Here is a 25,092-nt window from a genome sequence, read left to right as displayed (position 1 = left end):
AATGGGTGCGATGGTTTTCTTCAGAAATCAATTTGCGAATGTGGTGGAGTGGGAAGAGTTTCGGGAGGATATGATCTTTTGGAAGTGGGGGAACCGGGAAATTAAGAAGGGCAGTAAATTAATTATTCGTCCCGGTCAAGATGCAATATTCGTGAATAACGGCAAAATTGAAGGGATATTCGAGGATGATGGGGAATACAGCATTGATTCGGAGATTATTCCGTTCCTGTCCACGTTGAAGGGATTCAAGTTCGGCTTTAACAGCGGGATGAGGGTGGAGGTTCTCTTCGTCAATACGAAGGAATTTACCGTCAGATGGGGAACGCAAAATCCGATTCTGATTCCGACTCCGCAGCTGCCAGGCGGCATGCCAATTCGAGCCAACGGCACCTTCGTGTTCAAGGTGAACGATTACGTGACGCTCATTGATAAAATTGCAGGAATGAAAAGCAGCTACCTGGTTGAGGATGTGAAAATTCGCATCACTGCGGTTCTGGATCAGCTGTTAATGAAGTGGATCAGCAGGGAAGGCAAGGACATGTTTAATTTGCAGGCGAATGCAGCGGATATTGCCAGAGGGATTCGCGAGGATCTGGACATGGAAATGCTGGATAACGGGATGACGATCACGGACTTTCGCGTGATGAGCTTTAATTATCCTCAGGAAATTCAAGATATGATCACGAAGACAGCATCCCATGAAATGATCGGCAATTTGCAGAAGTATCAGCAGGTAAGCATGACGGATGGCATTGCTTCGGGCAAAGTCCAGGGAGGAGGCGCAGCCTCGGACATGGCCGGCATGATGATGGGGATGAACCTGGCGAATGAAATGATGAAAAATATGAACGGGAACCAGACCGATACGGGAAAGAAAAGCCCTCCTGATTCTGCGCCTGCATCCTCGGGCGGATCGACCAAGCCCAATTTCTGCCCGAACTGCGGCTCGAAGAATGAAGGGGCCAACTTCTGTCCGAATTGCGGTCATAAGCTAGGCTAGCTTCCTGCTATCCGGCTAAACACTGAGTCACATCGAGATAATGAAAGAGATTGCCCCAACCGCATGAGGTTGGGGTTTTGCTATTGGCCATCAAAGATTGACAGGAAGCATAAGCCCGGCTATATTTAGAGTAATTACTCTAAAGACATGGGTGATGAAAACTTGAATACGAAACAACGCATTCTGCAGACCGCGGTTCAGCTATTTAACGAATCGGGGGTCGGGAAGGTATCGACCAATCATATCGCTGCAGCAGCAGCGATGAGTCCCGGCAATCTTTATTATCATTTCAAGAGTAAATCTGAGATCATCGGGGCTATTTTGCTTGATATGTACGAGGAATGGAGCGAGGTATGGACGCTTCCTGAACAGGTGAAATTGGAACAGCGACATCTCGAGCAGAGGCTGCTTATGAACTTTGATCTTTTGTGGCGCTATCGATTTTTTTATCGGGAGGCATTGTCCCTATTTCAAGCAGATGAGGCCTTGAGGCTTCAGCATACCGCCATGATGGAAACTCGCCTTGCAGAACAGCAGGCTTTCGTCCAGCGATTCATGGAAGACGGTGTCCTGCATATGCAGGCAGATCCCCAGAAGATCGAGAAGCTGCTCCTGTCATGCTGGATCATTGCCAACAATTGGCTGTCCTTTCTTGAAATGAACGGGCAAGTGGTCGATGAAGCAGGGTTCAAGGAAGGGATTAATCTGATTTGGGCCATTTTGACGCCGTATCTGGAGAACCGACAATAATCAACTGGAGGACGGATTGTGGAACCTACTCAATCGCAAGGGAAAGTAACAAGAAGGGGCTTCTTAAAGGTTTCGGGCGCAGCACTGGTTTTGCTTGCTGGAGGAGGGCTTTATCGGGCAGTCGACAAAGGCGTTTTTGCTACAGGGAAGGGACCGGCCTACGAGCCATGGAGCTTCGAACCCGTAAAGGATGAGGAACGATCTGTCAAAGATCCGTTTCGGCTTGTTCAGTATGCCATATTGGCAGCCAATGCGCATAACACACAGCCTTGGTTGTTTCGCGTACAGTCCGACCAGATTGAATTGTTTGCGGATATTTCCAGAAATATAGGCGCCATGGACCCTTACTATCGGGAAATGTATATCAGCCTTGGTTGTGCCATAGAGAATCTGAGCTTGGCTGCGCAGGCGCATAGGTATGAACCGCAGGTGCATTTGCTGGAGGGCGGCTTGGATCAGGTGAAGGTTGCGGAGGTATCCCTGGCAGACAGGACTCCTCACGCATCGCATTTATTTCATATGATCACGAAGCGGCATACCCATCGTGGAGCCTATGACCCCAAGAAGCCATTATCGGATGTCCTGCTGCGCGAGATAACCGCGCTGGGCAATGATTTTTCTGCAGCCAAGCTTGTTTGGCATACGGATCAGGATGAGAGGGAGCAGGCAGGGAAGCTGATCATCCAAGCGACGGAAGCGATCATTCAGGATGCGGATCAGGTGCGGGACAGCCATCTCTGGTATAGACAGGACCGCGACGATATCCAGCGCTTCAAGGACGGGACGACATTCGTCACACCTCATATTCGGTACATGAGCAATCGGCCACTAGCAGCGGCACGCTGCCCTTATAGCCGAGCTTGTTGATCAGAAGCTGGGCATGTGTTGCATGACGGGGCACTTGCGTCGTAATGGCCCGGTAAGAAAACCATTGATTGCTTGCGGCATCGGGGAAATCAGTCGGGAACATGGAGCCATATAGACCCGTGTCGAGGAGTTGGCCAGCGGCATCATACCAGTATAGCAGAATGTTAACCGGGGCCCCGATCCCTTTGCCTACTTTGGCCAGCTGCGACCGGATCAGATAATGTTTCCCCGGTGTCACTGCGAAGGTTTGCTGGATATAGGCGTTGGCTTCGCCGGGTTCGAACTGCACGACCCGAGCTCCGTTGCGCGGATAAAGGTCTGTTGCTTGGGCATTATGCATTAACCAGCTACCCCCATTGGAAAAGCTCGCGTCTTTGAGCCGATTGGCTAATGAAGCTTCTGCCCGCGGCTTTTGATTTCGCTTCCACTCCAGCATGACTTCCGGCCAGACGGACTTAAGGGTGTTTAAATATGAAAAGCGCTTAATCGCGTAGGCTTGGCCTTTCTGGGCAATGGACTCCCGCTCCTTCTCGTTGGCCAAGTAATGCCGAATATGCGCCAATGTTTCGGATGGCGAGGAAGAAACTTGGCAGTTGCTGCCCGGCCGCAGCTTCTCGCGTACTGCTTTCGTGTTGGAAGTCAGCAGGAATCCTCAGCTAGACAGGATATCCATCGTCCGGTTGCTCAGCTGGTCGTCGCACGTTTGAATGCTGATGCAAATTTTCGCCGAACTGTAAACTGTCGGCGTCTTATCGAAGGGCAGCTTGCCTTGCAGGAAGGAAGGCGGCGCTTTTCTCCCGGGATAGAAACGACCGATACCAGACCAGTCGCGTCCCCAGATTTTCACTTGATAGGGCTGATCGAAAAGCGGGAGGACAAGATCATATACGCTTTTATAACGAATCTCGCCCAGTGTGAAATTGCCGTTCGCCACGATGGCCACGTCGCAGGCGTAAGAAGGGTGAACAGACTGGCGGGCATGAAACGACGGATTGCAGCCGACATCGAAGTATGTGGCCCTGATGCCCATATCCCGATATGCGGGAATGCACAGCGGGCTGCGTGTTAGAACGAAGGACGGTTGCATGATTTCACAATACCGCTTCGACCAGCGAGCGAAATGCAGCCAATCCTCCTCGGCGAAGTAGAGATGGAACAGCTTGGCCTTCTTGATGACTTTGGCGATGGACCGTAGATCCGCGTTGACATGCCAAATATCCCAACCCATATCGACAATCATGTGAGGTTTAAATTGCTTGATCGTCGTCGCGAGCAATTCTGCATCAAATTTGCCGAGATAGCGAACCTCGTGACCCAGAGACTCAAGGGAGGCTCCCAATGAGTTTCTGAAAATGTCGAATGTCATAAGAGCAAGAATACGCACTTTTTCCCCCCTCCTGCTAATCATATGTAAGCAATGTATGTGGGAGGAGAGGGGTTGGCCTAGGACGCGAGTCTATTATCGGAAAAAACAGGCATACATCCGATTCGGAAGGATGCCTCTTGCTTTTTTGGCATTTGCAAGATGTGGTTGACCAGCTGCATTGGAACGTCTTGACGAGCTAACCGTATAATTTGATGAAGGAGTGATTTTATTGCAACTGGTACTGGACAAGATAGAGAAGAAGTTCAACGAGAAGCAGGTGCTCCAGGACGTGGAGCATCGATTCGAGAAAGGCAAGATATACGGCCTGCTAGGACGGAACGGGGCAGGCAAGACAACGCTGTTCAACTGCCTGAGCGGCGAACTGAAGATGGATGGCGGCCAAGCCTTATTGGAGACGGACGGCGTGACGCGCGAGCTGCGTGAGCAGGATGTTGGCTACGTCTACTCGCTGCCGATCCTGCCCGAGTTTCTGACAGGCTATGAATTCGTTAAGTTTTTCATCGATATTAACCGCCGCCGGAATGTGCCGATCGACTATTCGATCGACCAATACTTCGATATGATGAGCATGGCGGAGGAGGAGCGGCATCGACTCATCAAAGGGTACTCGCACGGCATGAAGAACAAGCTGCAGATGCTGCTGTTCTTGATCACGAAGCCGCCGGTCATTCTGTTGGATGAGCCGCTTACTTCCTTTGACGTTATTGTAGCGTTGGAGATGAAGAAGCTGCTCCGCGAGATGAAGCGCGACCATATCCTGATATTCTCTACCCATATTTTGCAACTGGCATCGGACCTTTGCGATGAGCTCGTTATTTTGAACCGCGGCCGGTTGTCATCTGTTTCGCCTGAACTGCTGCGCAGTCCGGAGTTCGAGCAGAGCATCATCGAGCTGCTGAAGGATGAGAGCCATGTTGAAGGTTCTTAGTACGCTGTTGGCAATACGGACGTCTTCGGCGATCAATCTGTTTTTCTACTATGTTCAGAAGCTGCCCTTGATTGGCAAGGCGATCAAGGACTCCGTTTATGCAAGAACGGATCTGAAGCGTTCGGTCGCGGTCCTTGTTTTTGCCGTGTTGTTGCTGTGGAGCCTTGTATCCAAGCTGCTGTACCTGTACTTCCTTGTCTATTTGCCGGTGATGGCTATGAAGGAATTGTCGTACGCTCACGAGCCGCTCACGCTGTTCGTTCACATATTTGCGATCATCAGCTTTCTAGTTGCAGGAGTCAGCAGCGCCAATGTGCTGGAACCGAAGAGGGAAAAGTATGCAGCGGTGAAGCTGATGCGAATGTCGCCCATGCACTATATGCGCGCCTATTTATCCTATCGCTACGTCGTGTTTCTAGTCAGCTACGTACCAGCCCTGCTGGTATTCGTGCTGCTCTTGCAAGGTACAGCGCTGCAGGCAGTGCTGCTTGCGGTTTCCGTCACAGCGTGGAGAGTGCTGTGCGAATATTTCCATCTCAAGTTGTTTGAGAAGACAGGGATTGTATTGGTTAAGCAAGTGGCTGTAGTCTGGCTCGTCATTATTGCAGGCTATATCGTTGCGTACTTGCCGCTCTTTCTCGCCAAGGCGCCGACAATTGGACCGGCTCTCATGCATGGGACAGTGACGCTAGTGATCGCTGCACTGGGGGCTTGGGCGGGCGTTCAGCTTGCGAGGTACCGTCATTTCCGTGAGGCTGTGGATGCCGCAACCAAGCGGGACGATCCTTACTTGAACGTCAGCAGCATGGTTGCAGATGCCCAAAAAACGAGCGTTGCAGCCAAGGAGAGCGATTATTCAGAGGAAACATTGCGGCGAGAGGCGTTTAAAGGCAAAGAAGGCTACGCCTATCTTAACGCAATTTTCTTCGCAAGGCATCGCAGCGTAGTCAGCCGTCCGGTCTACAAGCGGCTCGCGATTATGGCGGCTGCCGGAATCATCAGCACAATTGCTATGTTGGTCATGGGCCGTATGCAGCTGGAGTTCTTACAGCTGGAGCTGAAGTTGTTTTTCCCCTTCTTGCCTGTCGCGCTGAGCGTCTTGACGGTAGGCGGAACAACGTGCAGAGCGATGTTCTACAATTGCGATATCAGCTTAGCCCGTTACAGCTTCTATCGAAGCGCAGCTTACGAGCATTTCTTGATCCGACTACGCAAGATGATTGGCCAGAATTTGCTGATTGCAGCTGTGTTAGGGGGAGTGTTGACGCTGGCGACGTTCTCGGCAGACGGGAGCATTCTACAGGTGGATACCGTGCTGTTATGGCTCAGCATAGCAGCGCTGGCCGTCTTTTTTACCATCCATCATCTGTTTCTCTATTATATGTTTCAGCCTAATTCCACGGACTTGAACGTGAAGAATCCGCTGTACTTCATCGTGACAATGGTCGTGTCAGGGGCCTGCGGATTTGCGCTCTTCTTCCCTGTTCCGCCTGCTGCCTTCACGAGCGTCGTCTTATCGATTACATGCGTTTATTTCTTGCTTGCACTCGTAATCGTCCGCAAGTATGCGCATCATACGTTCAGAGTGAAGTAGCGCTGACAGCTTATTGCTACCACCAGCTTGCAGGCCCTGCATAAAGGGTCTGCAGCAGCTGGACAGGAACATATGTTTGATTTGTGGGGATCGTTATGTTAGAATTTCGGTGGAAGAACTATAAATTCAAGGAGTGATCGTATGGCATTGCATCCATACTTGATTTTTGACGGGAACGCCCGCGAAGCAGCTTTGTATTACGCCCAAGTGTTCGGTTTGGAAGAGCCTCAATTACTGACTTTCGGATCCACGAACTCAGAACACTTGCCTCCAGGATCAGAAAATTTGATCATGCATACGTACTTGGAAATTGCGGGAGGCAAATTAATGATTTCCGACAATTACCCTGGGGCGCCTTTTCAAGCGGGCAACAACTTCACACTTGCGTATGTAAGCGGTGATGAGGCGGCTATCAGGGATGCATTCTCGAAGCTGAAAGAGGAAGGCTCCGTCAAGATGGAGCTGCAGGAGACGCCTTGGAGCAAGTGTTATGGCATGGTGACGGACAAGTATAACATCGAATGGCAATTCAGCCACGAGGCTTGAACATCATGGCATGAGCAAAGGGTACAATTCGGTTTTTTGCCGAGTGTACCCTTTTATGTTTGCTGACATCTATTCCCGCTATTCCCGCTGTTCCCACCAACGATCAATAAGCCCGTGCCAATTATAAAATAGCGTGCTTCTCGGCGCCAGATCGATTTGACCGAAGTCAGGGTCATCATATACTTCCGCTCCGATAACATGAACGGTGTCATGCAGAAATGAGGTGAGGAGAAATCGGCCTAATTCGTCCGCGGATGAAAACGACCCCAGGTTTCTGGTGACCCGGTCTTCTGCTGCCTGAAGTCCTGGAGTCCATCTTGGATGTCTCTTTATGTCAAGGGGAATGGATGGCCAGGGCGCCACTCTTCTGCGGCTAAGTCCTTGCTTGTTGTACCATCTTAAGGATTTCCGCATGAAGTCCCGGTGAAATCTGAGAAATTCGATGCCGTCTCCCGCACGCGCATTCATGCTCATATTCCGATGCCACGCTGCATGCTCGTCGAGAAATCTTTGGGGATAACGCGGTATTGTAGCCATATGCATGCTCCTTTTCACAATAATATAACGTTATGACAGGAGTCCTCATGTTGGTTGGGTGCTTGCCCATGCCCGATCAAAAGTTATCTGAACAGGGGGTCATCTCCAAGAGACCTAATGGCGGCGGGTGCGGCTCCTGCGTATTGGTAGAATGATGCTAGTTTTCTGCTATACTGTTAGGAAACTGTCAAATCCAATATTGAAGCATCATACTCTTTAAGATTGACAGACTGGGAAGGGAGAACCATATGATCAAAGAAGGTTTCAGCAAGTTTTTCTGGGGATTCTTGTTTATCATGTTCGACTTCAGGGTTCAGGGCTTCGATATAGCGCCAGATGTCATCGGGTTTATTCTGTTCGCTATCGGATTTGCAGCGCTTGCCGAGCATAGCCCATATTTTGCAAAGGTTAAAGCCTACAACGTGGCGATGATCATTGTATCCGTATTAAGTTTCTACGAGCGGCCTGCCCCATCCCAAGGTCCAGGCATTCATGTAGACTCGCTTGGCATGGTGGTAAGTTTGGTTTCGCTCGTATTGACTCTGGTTGTTGTGTACCACTTGTTTATGGGCATTCAGGATTTGGCGTCCAAGCAGCAGCGGTTCGACATCCGGGAGGAGGCGGCGCAGAAATGGTCGTATTTCCTGGTGTACCAGATCGCGATCATGTTCATGTTCATCCTGATTTTCGTCCCGCCTTTGTTCATCGTGGGAATCATCGGCTTTTTGCTCGCGGGGATTATATTGATGCTGGTATTGATGCGGTTTATGAAAAAATGCGGCGAGAAGTTGCAAGGAGAGGGCTAGAATTTCCCTTATGCTTGCGCCATAAATTTGCAAGAGCGTGGAAGAGGTTTACAAAATATTCACTTTTCAATTCTGTATATTTTTTGTTACGATCAATCCCAAATGACAAAAAAGGAAAGAGCCACTATGCGGTCGATTTCGTTGGAAACGGTAGCTTACGATCAAATCAAGGAGAGGATTGTGCGGGCGGAGTACATGCCCGGCATCTTGCTGTCCGAGAATGAGCTGGCCGGAGAGTTGGGTATGAGTCGGACACCGGTGCGTGCCGCGATCTCGTTGCTGGAGCGGGAAGGACTAGTAGAAAGCTTCAAGGGACGCGGCGTACTGGTCAAGGAAATATCGTTCAGGCAGTTTTGTCAAATTCATGAGGTGCTTGTATCCATGCAAGTGTTCGTATTGGACATGGCGAAGACACGCGAGCTTGTCTTTGATCTGGATGCGCTGGATTCCCACCTGAACCGTCTGGATATGGCGAGAGAGAACAATGATTACGTCAGTTATTATGAAAGCTCCATTATGTGTATCGACACAATTATCAGAGCCATCGGCAACGAGCAGATGCTTCAACTGCTGCAGCTCTACAAGAGCAAGTTCATCTGCCGCATGGTCACGTTCCGCAAGCAGTTCCCGCAGCACAAGCCGCAGTGGGCCAGCGTCACGAACGGCAAAATCTATGAAGCGCTGAAGCGCAAAGATTACGAGGCTGCCAAGCAGGCCGTCCTGGAGAATTACCGAATTACTCAGGAGCAGCTCTCGTTGAGCGGCATCATCTGATCGAAATGCGATGAATCCATCCCCACTTCAGCGAAATGGCGGTGCAGGCATGACGTCCTGCTCGCCATTTTTTTGTTCCGCACACTGTCAATCCCTTCCCCGGAATCTTTACATATCCTTTAGACCCCGATAACAATCCACTTACATACAACCTGCATACTTAATATCGGAATGACAAGCATACCTACATTAAATTTCTGGCGGGAGGATTACGTTATGGCAATCAATCAAGCGGACAAGCATCCTGCGAAAGTTTGGATTGACGAATCCCAGTTCAACACAGAGCTGCGTCCCTGGTTCGGGCAGCTGCCCGAGCTTGCGAAGGATGACTTTTCGTTCGTCGTGCTCGGCGATCGCTGCGGGATGGCAACGGCTGGCGTATTCGAACGGGCATTGGACATTGTGAGAGATTTGAAACCGGATTTTGTTATGAGTGTGGGTGATTTGATTGAGGGCTATTGGAAGCATGCTGCTGATGCTCGTGCGGAGTGGGAAGAGCTGGACGCGAAGATTGCGGCGAGCGGGATTCCCTTTTTCCAGGTTGTGGGCAACCATGATTACGGCAGCATGATGATGCGGGACGTATGGCGCGAGAGAAAGGGATTGGAATACTATGCCTTCCGCGCTGGAGATGCGCTGTTTCTCGTGCTCAATACGGAGGATCCGCCTTCGGAATTTCCGGATGAATTTATCGACATCATCAAGAAGGCTACGGCGAAAGTGCAGCAAGACCCGGACAATATGGCTGCCCACATGCAGCAATTTTTCAACGATATTATGAGCATGCTGCCGCCGGACCAGCTGCGAAATCTGTCCCGAATCGACCTTGCCATCAGCGATGAGCAGTTGGCCTTCGCCGAGCGTGTGTTATCAGACAACCGCGATGCGAAGTGGACGTTCGTCAGCATGCACAAGCCTGGCTGGAAATCGGACAGCGAGCAGTACCGCAAGCTGGAAACGCTCCTCGAGGGACGGAATCATACGATTTTTGCCGGTCATCTGCACGCGATGGAATACTCCTTGCAAGGAAGCCAGGAACGGATTCAGATGGGAAGAACGGGCGGACATGCCCATGGCACTGGACCCGAGAGCGAGAACTTGTTCCTGTGGGTGAACGTTCGCAACGGCAAGCCTTCCTACCGGGTGATTGAACTGGACGGCATTCGCGAAGTGGAAAGCTATGAGCCGCAGCCGGCCCATAGCGCTCATCGGTAACAGGTGGCAAGACAAGCGCATATAGACAAGTTATGTGTCTGCAAGGAGCAGAACAAAAAATAAAGGGAGAAAGGGAAACGACATGATACGCAAAAAAAGGTGGGCAGCAGCACTCATATCGCTGGCTTTGATCACATCAGCCTGCAGCGGCAGCGCAGGCACGAGCAATGGCGGGGCCCAATCCATGAACAACGGGCAGTCTTCTGCAGGATCGTCCTCGGACGAGCAAGTGACGTTATCGTTCTACAGCTATAACCTGGCCATCGCAAGCCAGATTGCGGGCACAGAGAAGCTGATTAGCGAATTTGAAGAGGCTTACCCGCATATCAAGATCGAAGCTGTACCGATTCCGTCCACGGACATTAATGCCAAGGTACAGGCGGACATTGTTGCCGGTACTACACCGGATATCGCACAGCTTGTATTCGACGGACTGGACTTCGCTGTGAACAACTTCAATGCCAAGCCGCTGGAGGATATCGTATCCGCCGAGCAGCTGGCCGCCGATTTCGAAGGCTTCTCGCCGAACGGGCTTAGCCTTGGACAGTTGGACGGGAAGACGTACGGTCTGCCATTCACGTTCAGCACGCCGGTGCTGTTCTACAACGCGACATTGTTCGAGGAAGCGGGACTTGATCCGAAGCAGCCCCCGGCAACTTGGGCAGAGGCGAAGGAATATGGGCTTCAGATCGCCCGGAACACCGCTGCCGAAGGCATGCATGTAGGCGGGGCGGCGGGCAACGATTGGATTATCCAAGGACTGATCGGCAGCAATGGCGGCAAGGTGCTGTCCGATGACCGCAAGACGATCCTGTTCGGCGAAGACGAAGCGATTGAAGCGATTGCCATGTGGCAGGATCTCATACACAGCGGCGCCAACAGCAAGATGAACGACAACGAGGCAATCGAAGCGTTCAGCCAAGGCAAGATTGGCATGTTCTTATTCACCAGCGCGCTGCAAAGCGCATTCGTAGCCTCTTCTGAAGCTGGCGGCTGGGAGCTGCAGGCGGCGAAGATGCCGGCATTCGAAGGCAAGCCGACAGCGCCGGTGAACTCTGGCAGCGCGCTCTTTATTCTGTCTGACGATACGGCGAAGCAGCAGGCTGCCTATGAATTTCTGAAATTCGCTACAAGCGAGCGCGGCTATACCATTATTACCTCCGAGCTTGGCTACTTGCCGCTGCGTCCGTCTATTGTAGACGACCCGCAGTATTTGAAGGAGTGGGTAGAGAAGAACCCGCTCGTGCAGCCGAACCTGGAACAGCTCGACCACCTGCAGCAATGGGTGTCCTATCCCGGGCCGAATTGGAGACAAATTGAGAACATCCTGCTTGACGCCGTAGCGAAAGCCATCTTGAGCGATGCCAGCGAGGTGGAGGGCATTATGCGAGATGCCCAGCAAAGGGCACAGTCGCTTGTGCAATAAGAGCAGAGATAGAGAGGATGGATATACATGAGCATCGAAGCAGCAGGAACGGCCCGGCGTATGGCGGGAGTCAAGCCGCAGACGAAGGAGCGCAAGACGTTCCGGCTGAAGCCCGACCATATCAAGCCTTATCTGTATCTGCTCCCGGCTATCCTGTCAATCGGCTTCTGGGTGTACAAGCCGCTAATTGAAACCTTTCAGCTTAGCGTCTATCAATGGAACCTGCTTCCCACTTCACCGAAGCAATTCGTGGGCTTGCAAAACTTTGCGAATTTGTTCGACCTGCCGGACATGAGGATCGCGTTGCGCAACACGCTGATTTATACGCTGGGTATTATGCCTTTTTCCCTGCTTATTCCGCTCATTATTGCCATTGCGACAGACAACATTTCCAAGCGGGTCGGCAACTTGTACCGCGCGCTGATTTTTCTGCCGATGATTATGGCGCCGGTTGCGGTATCGTCGATTTGGCGCTGGATCTTGCATCCGACCAATGGCATCGTCAACGAAGGGCTGGCGGGGCTGTTTCACCTGCAGGAGCCGATCCGCTTCTTCACAGATGAGAACTGGGCTATCTGGTCAATCACGTTCATTACCGGCTGGAAGCTGATCGGCTTCAGCACCCTCATCTTCTCGGCGGCGATGACCGGCATCAACAAGGAGTATATCGAAGCGGCCAGAATGGACCGGGCCAATCGCTTCCAGATTATATGGCATGTGATTTTGCCCTTGCTGTCGCCCACCATCCTGTTCATGACGCTAATGAGCATCCTGTTCGCCTCGGAGATGAGCTTTGCTTACATTAATGTCTTGACGCAGGGCGGACCATTCAACTCTACAACCAATATTTATTATTTGCTGTGGACCTACGGTTTCCAGACATTCAATATCGGGGCCAGCTCTGCGGCAGCGGTCGTATTCTTCATGGGCTTCGGCATACTTGCGTTGTTATTTATGAGATTGACGAAGAAGCTGGCTTTCTTCGATAACTAGGAAGGGGTACACATGGACAAAACAGCTCGATTGGTCGGTTCGGCATCGTCAACGATCAAGCATGCGGCACTGATTGCGCTTAGCCTGCTGTCAGTCTTTCCGCTGTATTGGATGATCGTGACTTCCCTGAAGCCGGAGGTGGACATATACTCGTCAAGCTTCATTCCGCTTCGCATCACCTTTGCGAACTACGTGGACGCATGGAATGCCATTCCCATGCCCCGGATGCTGATCAATTCAATTGCGGTGGCGCTAGCCCAGACAGCAGGACAGCTGTTAACCAGCATACTTGCCGCTTATGCCTTCTCGCGGTGGAGCTTTAGAGGCAGCACCCTGATCTACAGCCTGATTGCCTTGACATGGCTTGTGCCGTTCCAGGTCATTATGATTCCGAACTATGTCGCGATTAGCGGCTTTGGCTGGCGCGATCATCTGCTGGGCCTGATCGTGCCGAATATTGCTTCGGCGTTCGCGGTACTGCAGCTGTACAATGCGTTCAAATCATATCCGCGCACGCTGATCGAGGCGGCCAGGCTGGACGGCGCGTCAGACTGGGGCGTGCTCTGGCGGACCATCATGCCAAATCTGAAGGCGCCTGTCGCTTCGATTGGCATCCTGCTGTTCATCACTTCGTGGAATGATTATTTCTGGCCGCTGCTTGTGACAACCAAGCTGGAGAACTCCACGATTCAAAAAGGACTTCAAATGTTTATATCTTCTGACGGCAATATGTGGGGCGCGCTGATGGCGGCGACGACCATTGCCAGCTTGCCGGTATTGATCATGTACTTGCTGCTGCAGCGCCAAATTATCGATTCTTTCTTGAAGGGCGGATTAAAGTAATGGCGATCTCTACTAGTGGAAATGGAAGGCTGCTTGAACTAGAAGGTGCTTACAACGTAAGAGATATCGGCGGCTATCAGACAGCCGGCGGCAGGCTGGTACAGAAGGGCCGCTTCTTGCGGGCAGATGGCCTGCATCGGCTGACGGAGCAGGATCAGGAGAAGATCGTTTCCTATGGTGTCAGCACCGTGATCGATTTGCGGCACGCGCACGAGCTGGAGGCGAAGAAGAATGTATTCGCCGATTCCGACCGCGTCAGATACTGCCATATCAGCCTCGTGAATCCCGCGAATTCGACGCTCCCGACTATTCGCTGTCTTGGCGATTTGTATGTCCAGATGCTGGACGATTGCGGGGATCTTCTGCGCGAGGTGTTCGAGCAATTGGCTGTCGCGGAGGGGCAAGTTGTGCTATTCCATTGTGCAGCGGGGAAGGACCGCACGGGTGTCGTAGCCGCGCTGCTGCTGGGACTTGCCGGCGTCGATAGAGAAGCCATCATCGCCGACTACGCGGAATCGGCGGTCAATCTGACGCCGATTATGGACGAGTTCCGCGCGGAGCGCCCGGACATGCTGCCAGAGGAGATGTATGAGCGCTTCCTTGGCAGCGCTCCGGCCAACATGGAGCAGATGCTGGATTACCTTGACGCGAAGTATCATGGAGCAGAGGCTTACCTGCTGTCGATCGGCCTTGGCGCCGACCATATCGACAGATTGAAGCAAAAGCTGCTTGCGTAATCATTAGCAGCATAAAGATGACGGTGCAGTATTAGGCTGCACCGTTATTTTTAGCATGGAAGAAGCTGCTGCAACCAATGTTTGAACAGCGCGAAAATATGTATATTAACCATTTTATGTGCGGGATGTCTCCTGTAATGTGTGGCTATAGGTCACGGTTACGGAGGCATCCTTTTCAATTTCTCGAAATGCCACAATTCCATCTCCTAAAAGGAGGAAATCTGTCGAGACAGAACGAAATAGGGTGTTATACGATTAATGGAGTATGAATTGCGACGTAACATTGAATTAGGAGGATAACGATGGCAAAAACCTACTACGCAGAAGGAAGACAGCTTGCATTTATTTTGAGAGGGCTTTTTATATTAGGCGGATTAGCATTATATTTTAATATACCTGGGCTGCATTGGGGGTTCTTCTTCGGCATTTTATTTGGTTCAATAATTGCAGCCGAAATACTCGGAGCGCTGTGGACAAGATCAAGAAGGGCCAAGAAGAAAGGTCGAAAAAAAGCAACTAGCGGGTCGGCAAGGAAAGGAGTAAGGAGGACATCCATGGAATGCAGGTCAGACGAAGTGATACTAACTAGCAGACTGGATGACATGTCAGGCCCGGAATTTGAACGACTTCTGGCTTTATATTTTCGCGATCAAGGCTACCAGGTTAGGGAAGTTGGTGTTGGCGGCAATGACGGGGGCGTGGACTTGGTCATCATTGATAAGCGCGGTGAGAAAACTGCTGTACAAGCCAAGTGCTACGCTGATCATAATTCGGTATCCGTTCAAACAGTCCGTGAATTAGTCGGTGCCAAGAGAAATCATGATTGTATCCTTTCCTTGCTCGTGACCACATCGGACTTAACAGCGCCAGCGAAGAAAGAGGCGGATCAGTTCAAGGTTGATTATTGGCACGGTGCTCTTCTCGAACAGAAGCTTGCAGCCTGGGGGAAGTGGCGGCCAAGATAATATCCACTGAATGAAAAAGAAGCAACTAACCTTGGCATTAATTGCTTCTTTTTCATTTCTTTCCGTTGTCCAAGGTCTCCAATATATCATTAACGATACGGACGATAAGCCGATTTTCTTCAAAAGCATACAAGAAGGGGATGGTCTCCGACCAGCACTATGAACAGGAGAAGCAAAATGTGAAGAAATGCTTGGTTATGCAACGTGGTGGAGGTTGTTATTTTGGGAGCCTTCCTGGATGCTCGGCGGATTCCTGTATGTCTTCGCTGTTCAGAAGACGAAGGGGTAGGGCTGTTTCGCCAAATGTCTCAGAGGAATCGATTACGAAGACAAGCGGCTTATGCTAAAATTGGCGGCAGGAGGGATGCAACGTGCAAACGGTCTATGATTTTAAGGTGAAGCTGCCCAGCGGTGAAGAACAATCGCTTCGGGCATACGAGGGCAAGGCTTTGTTAATCGTCAATACGGCCAGCAAATGCGGGTTTACCCCGCAGTTCAAGGGACTTCAAGAGCTATACGAAACATACCGCGATCAGGGATTGGAGATTCTGGCCTTCCCTTGCGACCAATTCAACAATCAGGAGTTCAGCAGCATTGAGGAGACCACACAGTTTTGTCAGATCCATTACGGAGTGACCTTTCCCGTCTTTGCCAAAATTGATGTCAACGGCGATCAGGCAGACCCGCTCTTCGTGTTCTTGAAGGAGCAGCAAAGAGGCGTTCTGACCAAGAGCATCAAGTGGAATTTCACGAAGTTTCTGATTGATCGGAAGGGGCAGGTAGTGAAGCGCTATGCCCCGACGACCGTACCCGCCCAAATCGAGCCGGAGTTGCAAGATCTGCTGAACGCTTCACAATAGCGCAGCTTGATTCCGTTGCTCCATCTTCAAATGAATGAGGATATCTCCTTAATCTGCACTGGCAGGGAGCGTTGGAGATATTCTTTTTTTTCGCATTTTCTGTGGTGGCTGTCCGCTTCAAGAGGCAGTTGACTCGCTTGGAAACAGCGAACATCTCCCCCTATGACTACACGGAACCGATTTCGGCAATAATAACCAACAAAAATGTCGAGAGGTTTCTCCCCCTATGCCGAATTTCATTCCTTACTTGCTCCTTGTCCTCATCAGTTTGACCATTCTGGTGAGCATCGTCATTCGTGAGCGTCAGTTTAGTTGGCTTGTTTTGTTTTTTGCGTTCTCGGGCATGGTCTATGTTGTTGAATTCTTCATTATGGTGATAGGGGACAGCTACGAATATTTCCCCGAAGTCTTAACGATTCGCTATTATGATAATGTTGCCGGAGCTATAGTATCGAACTTGCTCATTGTCCCCGCGCTGGGAACGGCAGTCGCCGTTTATAATTTGAGGCAGCGTTGGATCGTACTGTTCGCGACCTTCTTAGTTGCTGTGGAATGGCTGTTCACGGATTTGCGCATTTATGAACCCCATTGGTGGAGGATGGCTTATACTTGGTTCGCCCTGTTGTTCTACTTTCATTTGACTCGCTTCTGGCTCGCCCAACTCAGGAAAGGGCTGGGCGTTTTCCGTTTCCTCAGCCTATGGATGCAAGCATGGAGCATGATAGGGACGGTGATGTACCTGATGGGGGTCATCGGTATTCGCTATTATCAGTTCGGCGCTTTTGCAGATATGTATCACGATGATGTTTTCTCAGGATCAATCATGGGGGTGATGAAGGCGGGGATATTTGCCGCCTTACTTGCAGCTTTTCCCCACAGCCCTTGGCGGTGGCTTGCGCCAGTATTGGTCTATGCTGCAGATGTCCCGCTCTACTATGTGGGATGGCTCGACATTAGGCTCCAGTTCTGGCAGTATATGGCGATCTATCTTGCGCTGGCTTCCTTGCTGCTGCTTTGGAACAGCTATGCGCATCGAGTACTGTGGCGGTTGCCTTCCAACATGCGGCTGCCATGAACTGATTTATGGCGGTTCCAAATCTATTTTGAGCGCTTGGGTATAATACGGTTGGCATTCCAGTTGCCGCGATAGGTTGTCTGGAGCCGCGGATCGCCGGGGCGGCCATGGCGTTCAGGCTTCAGGATTTCGGGATATGGAGAAGACAAGCGAGGAAGGAGAAGGTAACATGAACTGGAAGTTGTTTGGGGTCATCGTCCTGCTTACCGGCATGAGCTATTTTGCAGGGCACGGCTATGGCCGGCAGCATGTGGCGGAGACTGCGGTCGCGGCACCGGTCGCCGTGAACTCGCCGTCCGCACACAGACATGGGCATGCGGGCAACGCTGCCAATGAGGCAGCGACAGAGGCGGTATGGTCGGCGGAAAATGCCGTGGCAGGAGAGGAGACTACGATACACATTCGGATACAGGATGAAGAAGGGGAGCCGATCCAAGACTTCGACATCAGCCATGAGAAGCTGATGCATCTCATCGTAGTCAGCAAGGATTTGTCCTACTTCGATCATATCCATCCGGCATACAACGGGAACGGTACGTTCAGTACGACAACCTCCTTCCCTGCCGGAGGCGAGTATAAGCTGATCGCCGATTACGTTCCAACCGGGGGCAGTCCCACAACGCGGACAGAGTGGATTGAGGTGAAGGGCACACCCGCCGAGGCGGTTCCGCTAGTGAGGGATCGGGAGCACGCCAAGACAGCGGATGGCGTCATGGTGACGCTTGTCAACGGCCATCCCATCAGCGGGAGCGACTTTGAACTGGTCTTCCAGCTAGCCGATGCGGAGACGAAGGAGCCGGTCGCGGATCTGGAGCCTTATTTGGGTGCTGTAGGGCATGTGGTAATTCTCAGTGAAGACACCGAGGAGTACCTGCATGTTCACCCGATCGACGAGCTGGCAAGCGGTCCGGAGGCGCGATTCGCCACGAGTTTCCCGGAAGCGGGCATGTATAAAGTCTGGGCACAATTTCAACGCCAGGGCAAGGTGATAACGGTCGCCTATGTGGTAGAGGCGGAATAACGGAGATCCTTGAAAGACGCTGCTTGTATGCGGCGTCTATTTTTTTTGTATGAAGTACCCACCGGACCGCATGTTGCGGACTCCGCGCAAATGGATTGCAAGACATCTGGCCACTTGCAAATGGCAAAAATATGATAGAATCAGATCAAGAAATGATATGAGCATGCTAGGTGAGGTGGTGGCAAATTGAATCATCAGCGTCTGATGGAATTGGGACTGCAATATCCCGGGACAAGCTTGCGATATCCGTTCGATCCGGACTTGCCCGTGTTATTCGTCCGGAACAAGATGTTCGCGCTGCTGGGGCATACTGGCGCCATGGAGAGTGTGAACCTGAAGACGTCCCCGGACGAAGCCTGGCTGATGCGGGAGACGTACGCAGGCAGTGTATTGCCCGGCTATCATATGAACAAGCGGCATTGGAACACGGTTGTCCTGGACGGGAACGTGCCGGATGAGGTCATCGAGCAGATGCTGGAGGATTCTTACCGCTTGGTGGTGGCCAAGATGACGAAGGCAGAAAGAATGGCTTTATTGCAGCAATAAAAGGTCGGCCTGCCAGCCCCGGGATGAAGGGCTGGCTGACTCGTTGTCAGAATTTTGAATCGAAAGGAGATCGCATAGCATGACCACAAAGGTCCTGGAGACGCGTGAGCCTCTCATTAGTGCCTATACCTCCTACGGAAGTATCTTTTCCTTGATGGAGGACAGGTTATGGCCGTGGGTGTACAACAACTTCATCCAGATTCGATTTGCGCCCAATTGGAGAATTTATACCTTCGACCACCACCCGATTTTGTTGAAGAACTGTCCGGGAATTGCCTTCCACAGCCTCCCGCAGGAGATGGTAGTGCAGACGGGGAAAACGCTGAAACAGATCATTATCGATGCGATAGATATGGGGTACTACCTGTATATTTTTGTAGATCGCTATTACATTCCGCAGTCAGATTCTTATCAGAAGGAACAGCATATTCATGAACTATTCATTTTTGGATATGACCTGGAGAGGGATGTGGCATTCGTAGCGGATAATTTGCAGAATGGGAAATTCGTGCAGACGTCATGTCCCTTTGTTGAACTGGAGAAGGGATATTGGACGATCCCGGCAGACTTCGATTTCTGGACAGAGGTTCGGTTCCTGAAGCGCAAAGCCGATTACGAGTGCAAGCTGAATCTCGAGAATATTGCAGCGAGTATTGAGAGCTACTTGCATTCGCGCAAGACCTTTGATCTCGTAGAAGAGCAGGAATGCGAGTTTGGTCTGGAGTCTCTTGACCGTCTGCTGGATTACGTGGGCAATCCAGAACTGGCCGGTCATTATTTGGACATCCGCCCCTTTCACTTCCTCTATGAGCACAAGCTGCTGATGGCGACCCGGACGAAGTATCTGATGGAGCAGGAGCGGGTAGCGTTCGACCAGAGCTTGCTCGGTCAGAGTATAAATCTGGAGAAGCAGTATATGTACTTGCGAAATCTCGTGCTGAAATACAATGTAAAACGAGATCAGGCGCTGCGCGACAGCATTTATCAGAAGCTGGAGAACAATCTGGGCGAGGAACGGCAATTCCTATCTGCTTTGCTCCGTCATATTCAATCCAATGAAGCTGAAGGGGTTGTTGCCGGAAACGGGCTATGATAAAATACGACGTATCTAACTAACGGGAGTTGAAAGGGCCGATGGTGTAATTTTCTTGCTGTAAGGGCGACCAGACGAGCATGATGTCATGCATCGAGGTTTCTTTATGCGCGGGAAAGTTACGCTTCTTTCACTCCATCCATATCTCTCCTGACCTTACTCCGTTGCCCGGGGGGAGGTTGGTTGTGTGTGCGCGGAGCTGCAGGAAAGGTAACTTTCTTGCAGCTTTTTCTATGGAACAGGAGGGGACGCGCATGTCACTAATCCAGGTTCGCGATTTGACTTTCGCATATGACGGCAGTTACGACAATATCTTCGAGGACGTGAGCTTTCAGCTCGATACAGATTGGAAGTTGGGATTTACCGGGCGGAATGGCCGGGGGAAGACGACCTTTCTCCATTTGCTGCTTGGCAAATATGAATACAGCGGCACGATTTCCGCCCAGGTCCAATTTGAATATTTCCCCTACATGGTCGAGGATCAGGATCAACTCACTATGAATGTGGTGGACGAGATTTATCCGGACTACGAGCACTGGCAATTGATGCGGGAATTTTCCTTGCTGCAAGTATCCGAGGGCGTGTTGTACCGGCCCTTTGCCTCCTTGTCCGGAGGTGAGCAGACGAAGGTCATGCTGGCGGCCTTATTTCTGAAGGAAAATCACTTTCTGCTCATTGATGAACCGACCAATCATCTGGACATGCATGCACGAGAGCTGCTTAGCAACTATTTGCAGTCCAAAGGCGGCTATATTCTCGTATCGCACGACAGAGCCTTTCTGGATAACTGCGTGGATCATGTACTGTCCATCAACAAGACCAGCATCGAGATTCAAAAAGGCAGCTTCTCCGACTGGTGGGAAAATAAGCAGCGGCAGGATCGATTTGAATTGGCCGAGAACGAAAAGCTGAAGCGGGAGATGAAGCGCCTGGCAGAGGCGGCTGAGCGTACAAGCGTCTGGTCGGATAAAGTGGAGAAATCGAAGAACAACACTAGAAATTCCGGCTCCAAGGTAGACAAAGGGTATATTGGCCACAAGGCGGCAAAGATGATGAAGCGCTCCAAGTCGATGGAGCACAGGCAGCATGCGGCAATGGAGCAAAAGTCGAAGCTGTTGAAAAATCTGGAAGGCACGGACAGCTTGAAGATTGCGCCGCTGGTCTATCACAAGCATCAGCTCGCCGAACTGGATCAGGTTTCGATTTATTACGGAGACCAGAAGGTGTGCAGCGATGTCAGCTTTGCGATTGAGCAGGGAGAACGTATTGCGCTGGCGGGGCGCAATGGCTCGGGAAAGTCCAGCTTGCTCAGGCTGATTGGTGGAGAGGAGCTTGAGCATACGGGCGTATTCCGAAGAGGAAGCCAGCTGAAAATCTCGTATGTATCGCAGGACACCTCGCATTTGCAAGGAAATCTGACGGATTACGCCAGGAGCTATGGACTCGATGAGAGTCTCTTTAAAGCCATATTGAGGAAGCTCGATTTCGCCAGAGTGCAGTTTGACAAAGATATGGCGGCTTATAGCGGAGGCCAGAAGAAGAAGGTGTTGATTGCCAAGAGTCTCTGCGAACAGGCCCATTTGTATATTTGGGATGAACCGCTTAACTTTATTGATGTACTGTCCCGGATGCAAATCGAGGAGCTGCTGCTGGCCTATGCGCCGACGCTCTTGTTCGTGGAGCATGACCGTGAATTTTGCAGGCAGGTCGCAACCAAGGTAGTGGAGCTGCCGGGGATCGACGGAGCTGGCTGAGCGGCTCTGTCCGGGGCTTCGTGGAAATGCCGGAACAGCGAATGCGTCCGAATAGAAGCAGCACGGGTTTCCCGGCATAGAGGAACCCGTGCTTTTTTTTTTCATTGCTGCTGCCAATCACCGTGGAATTGCAGCGAGTATAAGGGGAATGTGTCCTACGATAGACAAATGTGCCCGGTTACGCTGGATTATCTCTCCAGAGCCATTTCGATAGGACTGAATCAGCAGATGGAGGAAGAGGACTGCGAGGAGGTCGTGCAGGCTATATCGAAGGTTGCCGGGCATTTAGCCGCCCAGTAGATTCGGATTCGGCGAGCTGCGCATGGGCCGCGCTCCCCGGCACGCGAAGGCATCCGCGCAAGCGGTTGTATGGCACAGATGGAATAACGAACTGTCGACACGAACTGATGTCGGCAGTTTTTTTTTTGTATGGAGCGTCCATTTCATTCCACAGCAGCGTGATTCTTCTTGCAACCAATGGCCTCCAGCTTTCGTACTATCATACAAATAGGTTGGGGATGGAGGATATCCTTGCGGCATACACTGATGTATAGTGCGGGAAGGGAGTTCTCCTCTTTCGGGCAGGCAATGACTGGGTACATTTGTTTTGAACATCCATAGAAATTGAGGGACATCTGATGAATCCGGAACTTGAATTAGGGAACAAAGCCGATGCTGCTTATCGGCAGGCGGAACGGAAAGCAGCTGAATATTTCGCGGTGCTGCAGGAGCAGCTTGGGCAGAAGAAGTTTGCTTCTGTCCTGACCGGGGATTTTCAGCTATGGAAACAACAGCATATGCGTGGTTGGCCGTGGCATGCTTGGCGAGCGAAAAAGCGGAAGCAGGCAGCTGCGGCGGATGGCTACGGCTATATCCATTGGCTGGACCATACCGGCAAGCTGGATGAATATCTGGATCGCAGCATCGCCTATGTGTATATGCGGGATTTGGGGAAGCCCATAGAAGAACTGGAAACGCAAGCGAGAATTCAGCGTGCGGCTGCTTCGCTTAAGCGTTATTTGCTGAAGGATGCCCCTACGAGCCGCGGAGGCCAACCGGAATGGATCAGCGCGGCAGGATTGTATCGCTGGGGCCAGCAAGAAGGTGTAGAGACCGCGGTCATCTGGGTTCTCGACAAGCTGAGGAACGTCTCCGCCCATCTCCCGAAGGAATTGGATGCCGAGCAAGCCCAGCGCAAGCTGATCAAGATTGTTGTCGGCGTCGTATTGCATGTGATGGAAGAACTGGACAAGGAAGGCTCTCCCGCAGCGGAACGTGCCAGCAGGTTGGACGAGGCCATTCGTCTTGGGTATGCCTATGGACTCACCTATCCCTTTATTGACGATTTGCTGGATTCGGCAGCATTATCCGCCGAAGAGAAATCGTGCTATTCCCGAATGATCCGCACGGCTCTTCTGACCCGAACTGTTCCGAAGCTGGGCGAATGGCCGGGGAACACTTTGGACGGCTTCGCGTTTATCCATGCGGAGCTGCGGGAAGCCTTCGAGTATGTGAAGAGCAGACAGGTGCCGGAAAGCGCTGACGCGTTCTTCGGGCAAGCCTACGTATTTTTCCACGCTCAGGAGCTGGATCGAGCCAAGGATGCGGCTAACCCTTCCTACACGAACGAACAGATTTACCTCCCGATTATCTTGAAATCCGCCTCTTCCCGATTGATTGCCCGTACGATTACGGGAGCCCCTATTGATGAAGACTTTAACCGGCGGACATTCTTTTACGGTATTTATAATCAGCTGGCTGATGACTTCGCGGACATGTTCGACGACGAGAGAGCAGGGGCGGTTACACCGTACACCTATTACATGAGGTATCGTGACCAGCGCCAGGATCTGATCAATCCCTTCGAATTGTACTGGACAGTCGTCGCCTATTTAATTCATCACGTGTACAGCTCCGATGCCAAGGCGCGCGAAGTTATTCTGGACCGTGCGATCAATGGGCTTAAGCGCTGCCGGGAGCGTGTCGGGAAGGAAAAATACCAATGGATCATGGACACATTCGCTGCGGGAAGCCCGTCATTTGCTGCACTCATTCAGCGTCTTGTCCAGAAAGCTGACAATGTCGACTTCTTCGACAAGCGTCTGCGCGACCAATTGCTTGACATGTTGAGGGCGGAGCGGGAGGAGAGGGAAGCCTTCTTCAAGATGATCCGCACAGTCCGCCAACAGATCAACGACACTTTGCCCATTGCCAAGGCGGAAGACATGTCGGCAGTAAAGGCGAAGCTGGTAGACGCCGCTAATTACAGCCTCGAAGGAGCAGGCAAGCGCCTGCGTCCAATCTTGTCCTGGGCGATGGGGGTTCAGGAGTACGGGTTGGAGGCGTCAGCGCTGATGCCGCTCCTGCGCTCGCTGGAATATATGCATACGGCCTCGCTCATTTTCGATGACCTGCCGACCCAGGACAATGCATCTACCCGCAGAGGGCGCCCGACGCTGCATGAATGGCATGACAGCGCCACTGCTGAGCTTGCCGGCTTGTTCTTGATTCAGCGAGCCATTCGGGAGCAGGCGTCGCTTGAGCAATTCGAGGCGTCAAGCGTATTAGCTGTGATCCGCTATGCGGCGCGAACAGCCGAGGAGCTGTGCACCGGGCAGGCGATGGATCTTGCGTCCAAGGGGAAGATGTTGACGCTGGAGCAGCTGAATCGGCTTTGCTTTTACAAGACGGGCATCGCTTTTGAAGCAGCATTAGTAATGCCGGCCATGCTGGCCCAGGTGCCCGAACCGGAAATTAGTCGGCTGAAGACCTTTGCTTACCACGCGGGCATTGCCTTTCAGATCAAGGACGATTTGCTTGATGCCGAAGGGGACGGCGATGTGCTGGGGAAGCCGGTTGGACAGGATGCAGCAAACAACAATGCCACTTTCGTTTCCATCCTGGGGCAGGAAGAGGCCCGCAAGCAGTTGTGGGAGCACTACTGCCTGGCTATGGAGACACTGCAGGCGATGGAGCGCCAGCCTGTTTTTCTGAAGCACTTGTTGCATTATATCGTGAGCCGTGATCGGTAGATGGTCTCTAACTGATTTGTTTGTTTAGCCAGTTGTTGAAGCTGAAGCAAGCAGGCGAACCTCCATCCGAGATCGAAAAGCTATTCTGTACCGACAGCTGGCGCATCTCGCATATGTGTAGGGTCAGGAACGCCTTAGCCACGCGCCTGCTTCGGCTGAATTGAGCGGCACAAGGGTAAAGGCAAAACGCGAGCGTCAAGCAGCAGAGTCAGGCTTGCTTTGTCTGGGGCCCCGAAACGCTAACGGAACGGAGAGACGTTATTTAGGCGATTTCTACCCTTTACGCACTCTAACGGAACACAGAGACGCTAATGACCGGAAAAGCGGTCAGACCCCCTAATTC

25 protein-coding genes are annotated in these 25,092 nt (G+C 51.6%); 22 read left to right on the top strand and 3 right to left on the bottom strand.

Annotation, left to right across the window (positions count from 1 at the left end):
- Nucleotides 1-10: 10 nt before the first annotated feature.
- The 3 genes from XYCOK13_RS17990 to XYCOK13_RS17980 all read left to right on the top strand — a co-directional run bounded on the left by XYCOK13_RS17990 (nt 11) and on the right by XYCOK13_RS17980 (nt 2,617).
- Nucleotides 11-1,000, top strand: coding sequence for an SPFH domain-containing protein (locus XYCOK13_RS17990; RefSeq protein ID WP_213413631.1), 990 nt, complete (start codon nt 11-13; stop codon nt 998-1,000).
- A 162-nt stretch (nt 1,001-1,162) separates the two neighbouring features.
- Nucleotides 1,163-1,750 carry a TetR/AcrR family transcriptional regulator gene (locus tag XYCOK13_RS17985; RefSeq protein ID WP_213413630.1) on the top strand — a complete coding sequence of 196 codons (588 nt, stop codon included), beginning with the start codon at nt 1,163-1,165 and terminating at the stop codon, nt 1,748-1,750.
- Between the two features lie 18 nt (nt 1,751-1,768).
- Entirely contained in the window at nt 1,769-2,617 is an 849-nt protein-coding gene (locus XYCOK13_RS17980) for a twin-arginine translocation signal domain-containing protein (protein WP_213413629.1), read from the top strand.
- On the opposite strand, the gene XYCOK13_RS22465 is transcribed toward XYCOK13_RS17980, so the two are convergent.
- A complete protein-coding gene (locus XYCOK13_RS22465) occupies nt 2,544-3,260 on the bottom strand; it encodes an NTTRR-F1 domain (protein ID WP_506017333.1) in 717 nt (238 codons plus the stop codon). The two genes, XYCOK13_RS17980 and XYCOK13_RS22465, sit on opposite strands and share 74 nt — an antisense overlap.
- Nucleotides 3,261-3,269: 9 nt before the next feature.
- The gene (locus tag XYCOK13_RS17970; RefSeq protein ID WP_244865245.1) at nt 3,270-4,001 is read right to left on the bottom strand and encodes a DUF3880 domain-containing protein; all 732 of its coding nucleotides are present in this window, start codon (nt 3,999-4,001) and stop codon (nt 3,270-3,272) included.
- Between the two features lie 211 nt (nt 4,002-4,212).
- On the opposite strand from XYCOK13_RS17970, the gene XYCOK13_RS17965 reads away from it, so the two are divergent.
- From XYCOK13_RS17965 to XYCOK13_RS17955, 3 genes are all read left to right on the top strand, one after another.
- On the top strand, nt 4,213-4,932 hold the full coding sequence (locus XYCOK13_RS17965; protein WP_213413628.1) for an ABC transporter ATP-binding protein: 720 nt from the start codon (nt 4,213-4,215) through the stop codon (nt 4,930-4,932).
- Nucleotides 4,916-6,526 carry a hypothetical protein gene (locus XYCOK13_RS17960; protein ID WP_213413627.1) on the top strand — a complete coding sequence of 537 codons (1,611 nt, stop codon included), beginning with the start codon at nt 4,916-4,918 and terminating at the stop codon, nt 6,524-6,526. Before XYCOK13_RS17965 ends, XYCOK13_RS17960 begins: the two co-directional genes overlap by 17 nt.
- 141 nt (nt 6,527-6,667) lie before the next feature.
- The gene (locus XYCOK13_RS17955; protein ID WP_213413626.1) at nt 6,668-7,072 is read left to right on the top strand and encodes a VOC family protein; all 405 of its coding nucleotides are present in this window, start codon (nt 6,668-6,670) and stop codon (nt 7,070-7,072) included.
- Nucleotides 7,073-7,150: 78 nt separating this feature from the next.
- Here XYCOK13_RS17955 and XYCOK13_RS17950 read toward each other — a convergent pair whose 3' ends face one another.
- Entirely contained in the window at nt 7,151-7,609 is a 459-nt protein-coding gene (locus tag XYCOK13_RS17950) for a hypothetical protein (protein ID WP_244865244.1), read from the bottom strand.
- 248 nt (nt 7,610-7,857) lie between these two features.
- Between XYCOK13_RS17950 and XYCOK13_RS17945 the strand changes: the two genes are divergently transcribed.
- The 16 genes from XYCOK13_RS17945 to XYCOK13_RS17870 all read left to right on the top strand — a co-directional run bounded on the left by XYCOK13_RS17945 (nt 7,858) and on the right by XYCOK13_RS17870 (nt 24,749).
- Nucleotides 7,858-8,415 (top strand): hypothetical protein, encoded by a 558-nt coding sequence (locus XYCOK13_RS17945; RefSeq protein ID WP_213413625.1) that lies wholly within the window; start codon nt 7,858-7,860, stop codon nt 8,413-8,415.
- A gap of 126 nt (nt 8,416-8,541) precedes the next feature.
- Nucleotides 8,542-9,189 carry a GntR family transcriptional regulator gene (locus XYCOK13_RS17940; protein ID WP_213413624.1) on the top strand — a complete coding sequence of 216 codons (648 nt, stop codon included), beginning with the start codon at nt 8,542-8,544 and terminating at the stop codon, nt 9,187-9,189.
- 216 nt (nt 9,190-9,405) lie between these two features.
- Nucleotides 9,406-10,404, top strand: coding sequence for a metallophosphoesterase family protein (locus XYCOK13_RS17935; RefSeq protein ID WP_213413623.1), 999 nt, complete (start codon nt 9,406-9,408; stop codon nt 10,402-10,404).
- An 82-nt stretch (nt 10,405-10,486) separates the two neighbouring features.
- Nucleotides 10,487-11,830, top strand: coding sequence for an ABC transporter substrate-binding protein (locus XYCOK13_RS17930; RefSeq protein WP_213413622.1), 1,344 nt, complete (start codon nt 10,487-10,489; stop codon nt 11,828-11,830).
- 27 nt (nt 11,831-11,857) lie between these two features.
- Nucleotides 11,858-12,823 carry a carbohydrate ABC transporter permease gene (locus tag XYCOK13_RS17925; RefSeq protein ID WP_213413621.1) on the top strand — a complete coding sequence of 322 codons (966 nt, stop codon included), beginning with the start codon at nt 11,858-11,860 and terminating at the stop codon, nt 12,821-12,823.
- 12 nt (nt 12,824-12,835) lie between these two features.
- Nucleotides 12,836-13,666 (top strand): carbohydrate ABC transporter permease, encoded by an 831-nt coding sequence (locus XYCOK13_RS17920; protein WP_213413620.1) that lies wholly within the window; start codon nt 12,836-12,838, stop codon nt 13,664-13,666.
- Nucleotides 13,666-14,403: a tyrosine-protein phosphatase gene (locus XYCOK13_RS17915; RefSeq protein ID WP_213413619.1), complete on the top strand. Its 738-nt coding sequence runs from the start codon at nt 13,666-13,668 to the stop codon at nt 14,401-14,403. Before XYCOK13_RS17920 ends, XYCOK13_RS17915 begins: the two co-directional genes overlap by 1 nt.
- A gap of 302 nt (nt 14,404-14,705) precedes the next feature.
- The gene (locus XYCOK13_RS17910) at nt 14,706-15,368 is read left to right on the top strand and encodes a restriction endonuclease (RefSeq protein WP_213413618.1); all 663 of its coding nucleotides are present in this window, start codon (nt 14,706-14,708) and stop codon (nt 15,366-15,368) included.
- 371 nt (nt 15,369-15,739) lie between these two features.
- Nucleotides 15,740-16,228, top strand: coding sequence for a glutathione peroxidase (locus tag XYCOK13_RS17905; protein ID WP_213413617.1), 489 nt, complete (start codon nt 15,740-15,742; stop codon nt 16,226-16,228).
- A gap of 226 nt (nt 16,229-16,454) precedes the next feature.
- Nucleotides 16,455-17,303, top strand: a complete 849-nt coding sequence (locus XYCOK13_RS17900; RefSeq protein WP_213413616.1) for a hypothetical protein — start codon at nt 16,455-16,457, stop codon at nt 17,301-17,303.
- Between the two features lie 169 nt (nt 17,304-17,472).
- Nucleotides 17,473-18,324 (top strand): DUF8832 domain-containing protein, encoded by an 852-nt coding sequence (locus tag XYCOK13_RS17895; RefSeq protein WP_213413615.1) that lies wholly within the window; start codon nt 17,473-17,475, stop codon nt 18,322-18,324.
- Between the two features lie 186 nt (nt 18,325-18,510).
- Complete coding sequence (locus XYCOK13_RS17890; RefSeq protein WP_213413614.1) at nt 18,511-18,870, top strand: MmcQ/YjbR family DNA-binding protein; 360 nt, start codon at nt 18,511-18,513, stop codon at nt 18,868-18,870.
- A gap of 79 nt (nt 18,871-18,949) precedes the next feature.
- A complete protein-coding gene (locus tag XYCOK13_RS17885) occupies nt 18,950-19,963 on the top strand; it encodes a hypothetical protein (protein WP_213413613.1) in 1,014 nt (337 codons plus the stop codon).
- A 254-nt stretch (nt 19,964-20,217) separates the two neighbouring features.
- On the top strand, nt 20,218-21,717 hold the full coding sequence (abc-f, locus tag XYCOK13_RS17880; RefSeq protein WP_213413612.1) for a ribosomal protection-like ABC-F family protein: 1,500 nt from the start codon (nt 20,218-20,220) through the stop codon (nt 21,715-21,717).
- 150 nt (nt 21,718-21,867) lie between these two features.
- On the top strand, nt 21,868-22,017 hold the full coding sequence (locus tag XYCOK13_RS17875) for a hypothetical protein (protein ID WP_213413611.1): 150 nt from the start codon (nt 21,868-21,870) through the stop codon (nt 22,015-22,017).
- A 338-nt stretch (nt 22,018-22,355) separates the two neighbouring features.
- The gene (locus XYCOK13_RS17870) at nt 22,356-24,749 is read left to right on the top strand and encodes a polyprenyl synthetase family protein (protein ID WP_213413610.1); all 2,394 of its coding nucleotides are present in this window, start codon (nt 22,356-22,358) and stop codon (nt 24,747-24,749) included.
- Nucleotides 24,750-25,092 lie beyond the last annotated feature (343 nt).

The sequence above is a fragment of the Xylanibacillus composti genome (assembly GCF_018403685.1).
Taxonomy (GTDB): domain Bacteria; phylum Bacillota; class Bacilli; order Paenibacillales; family K13; genus Xylanibacillus; species Xylanibacillus composti.
This window is presented reverse-complemented; position numbering and strand designations above follow the sequence as displayed.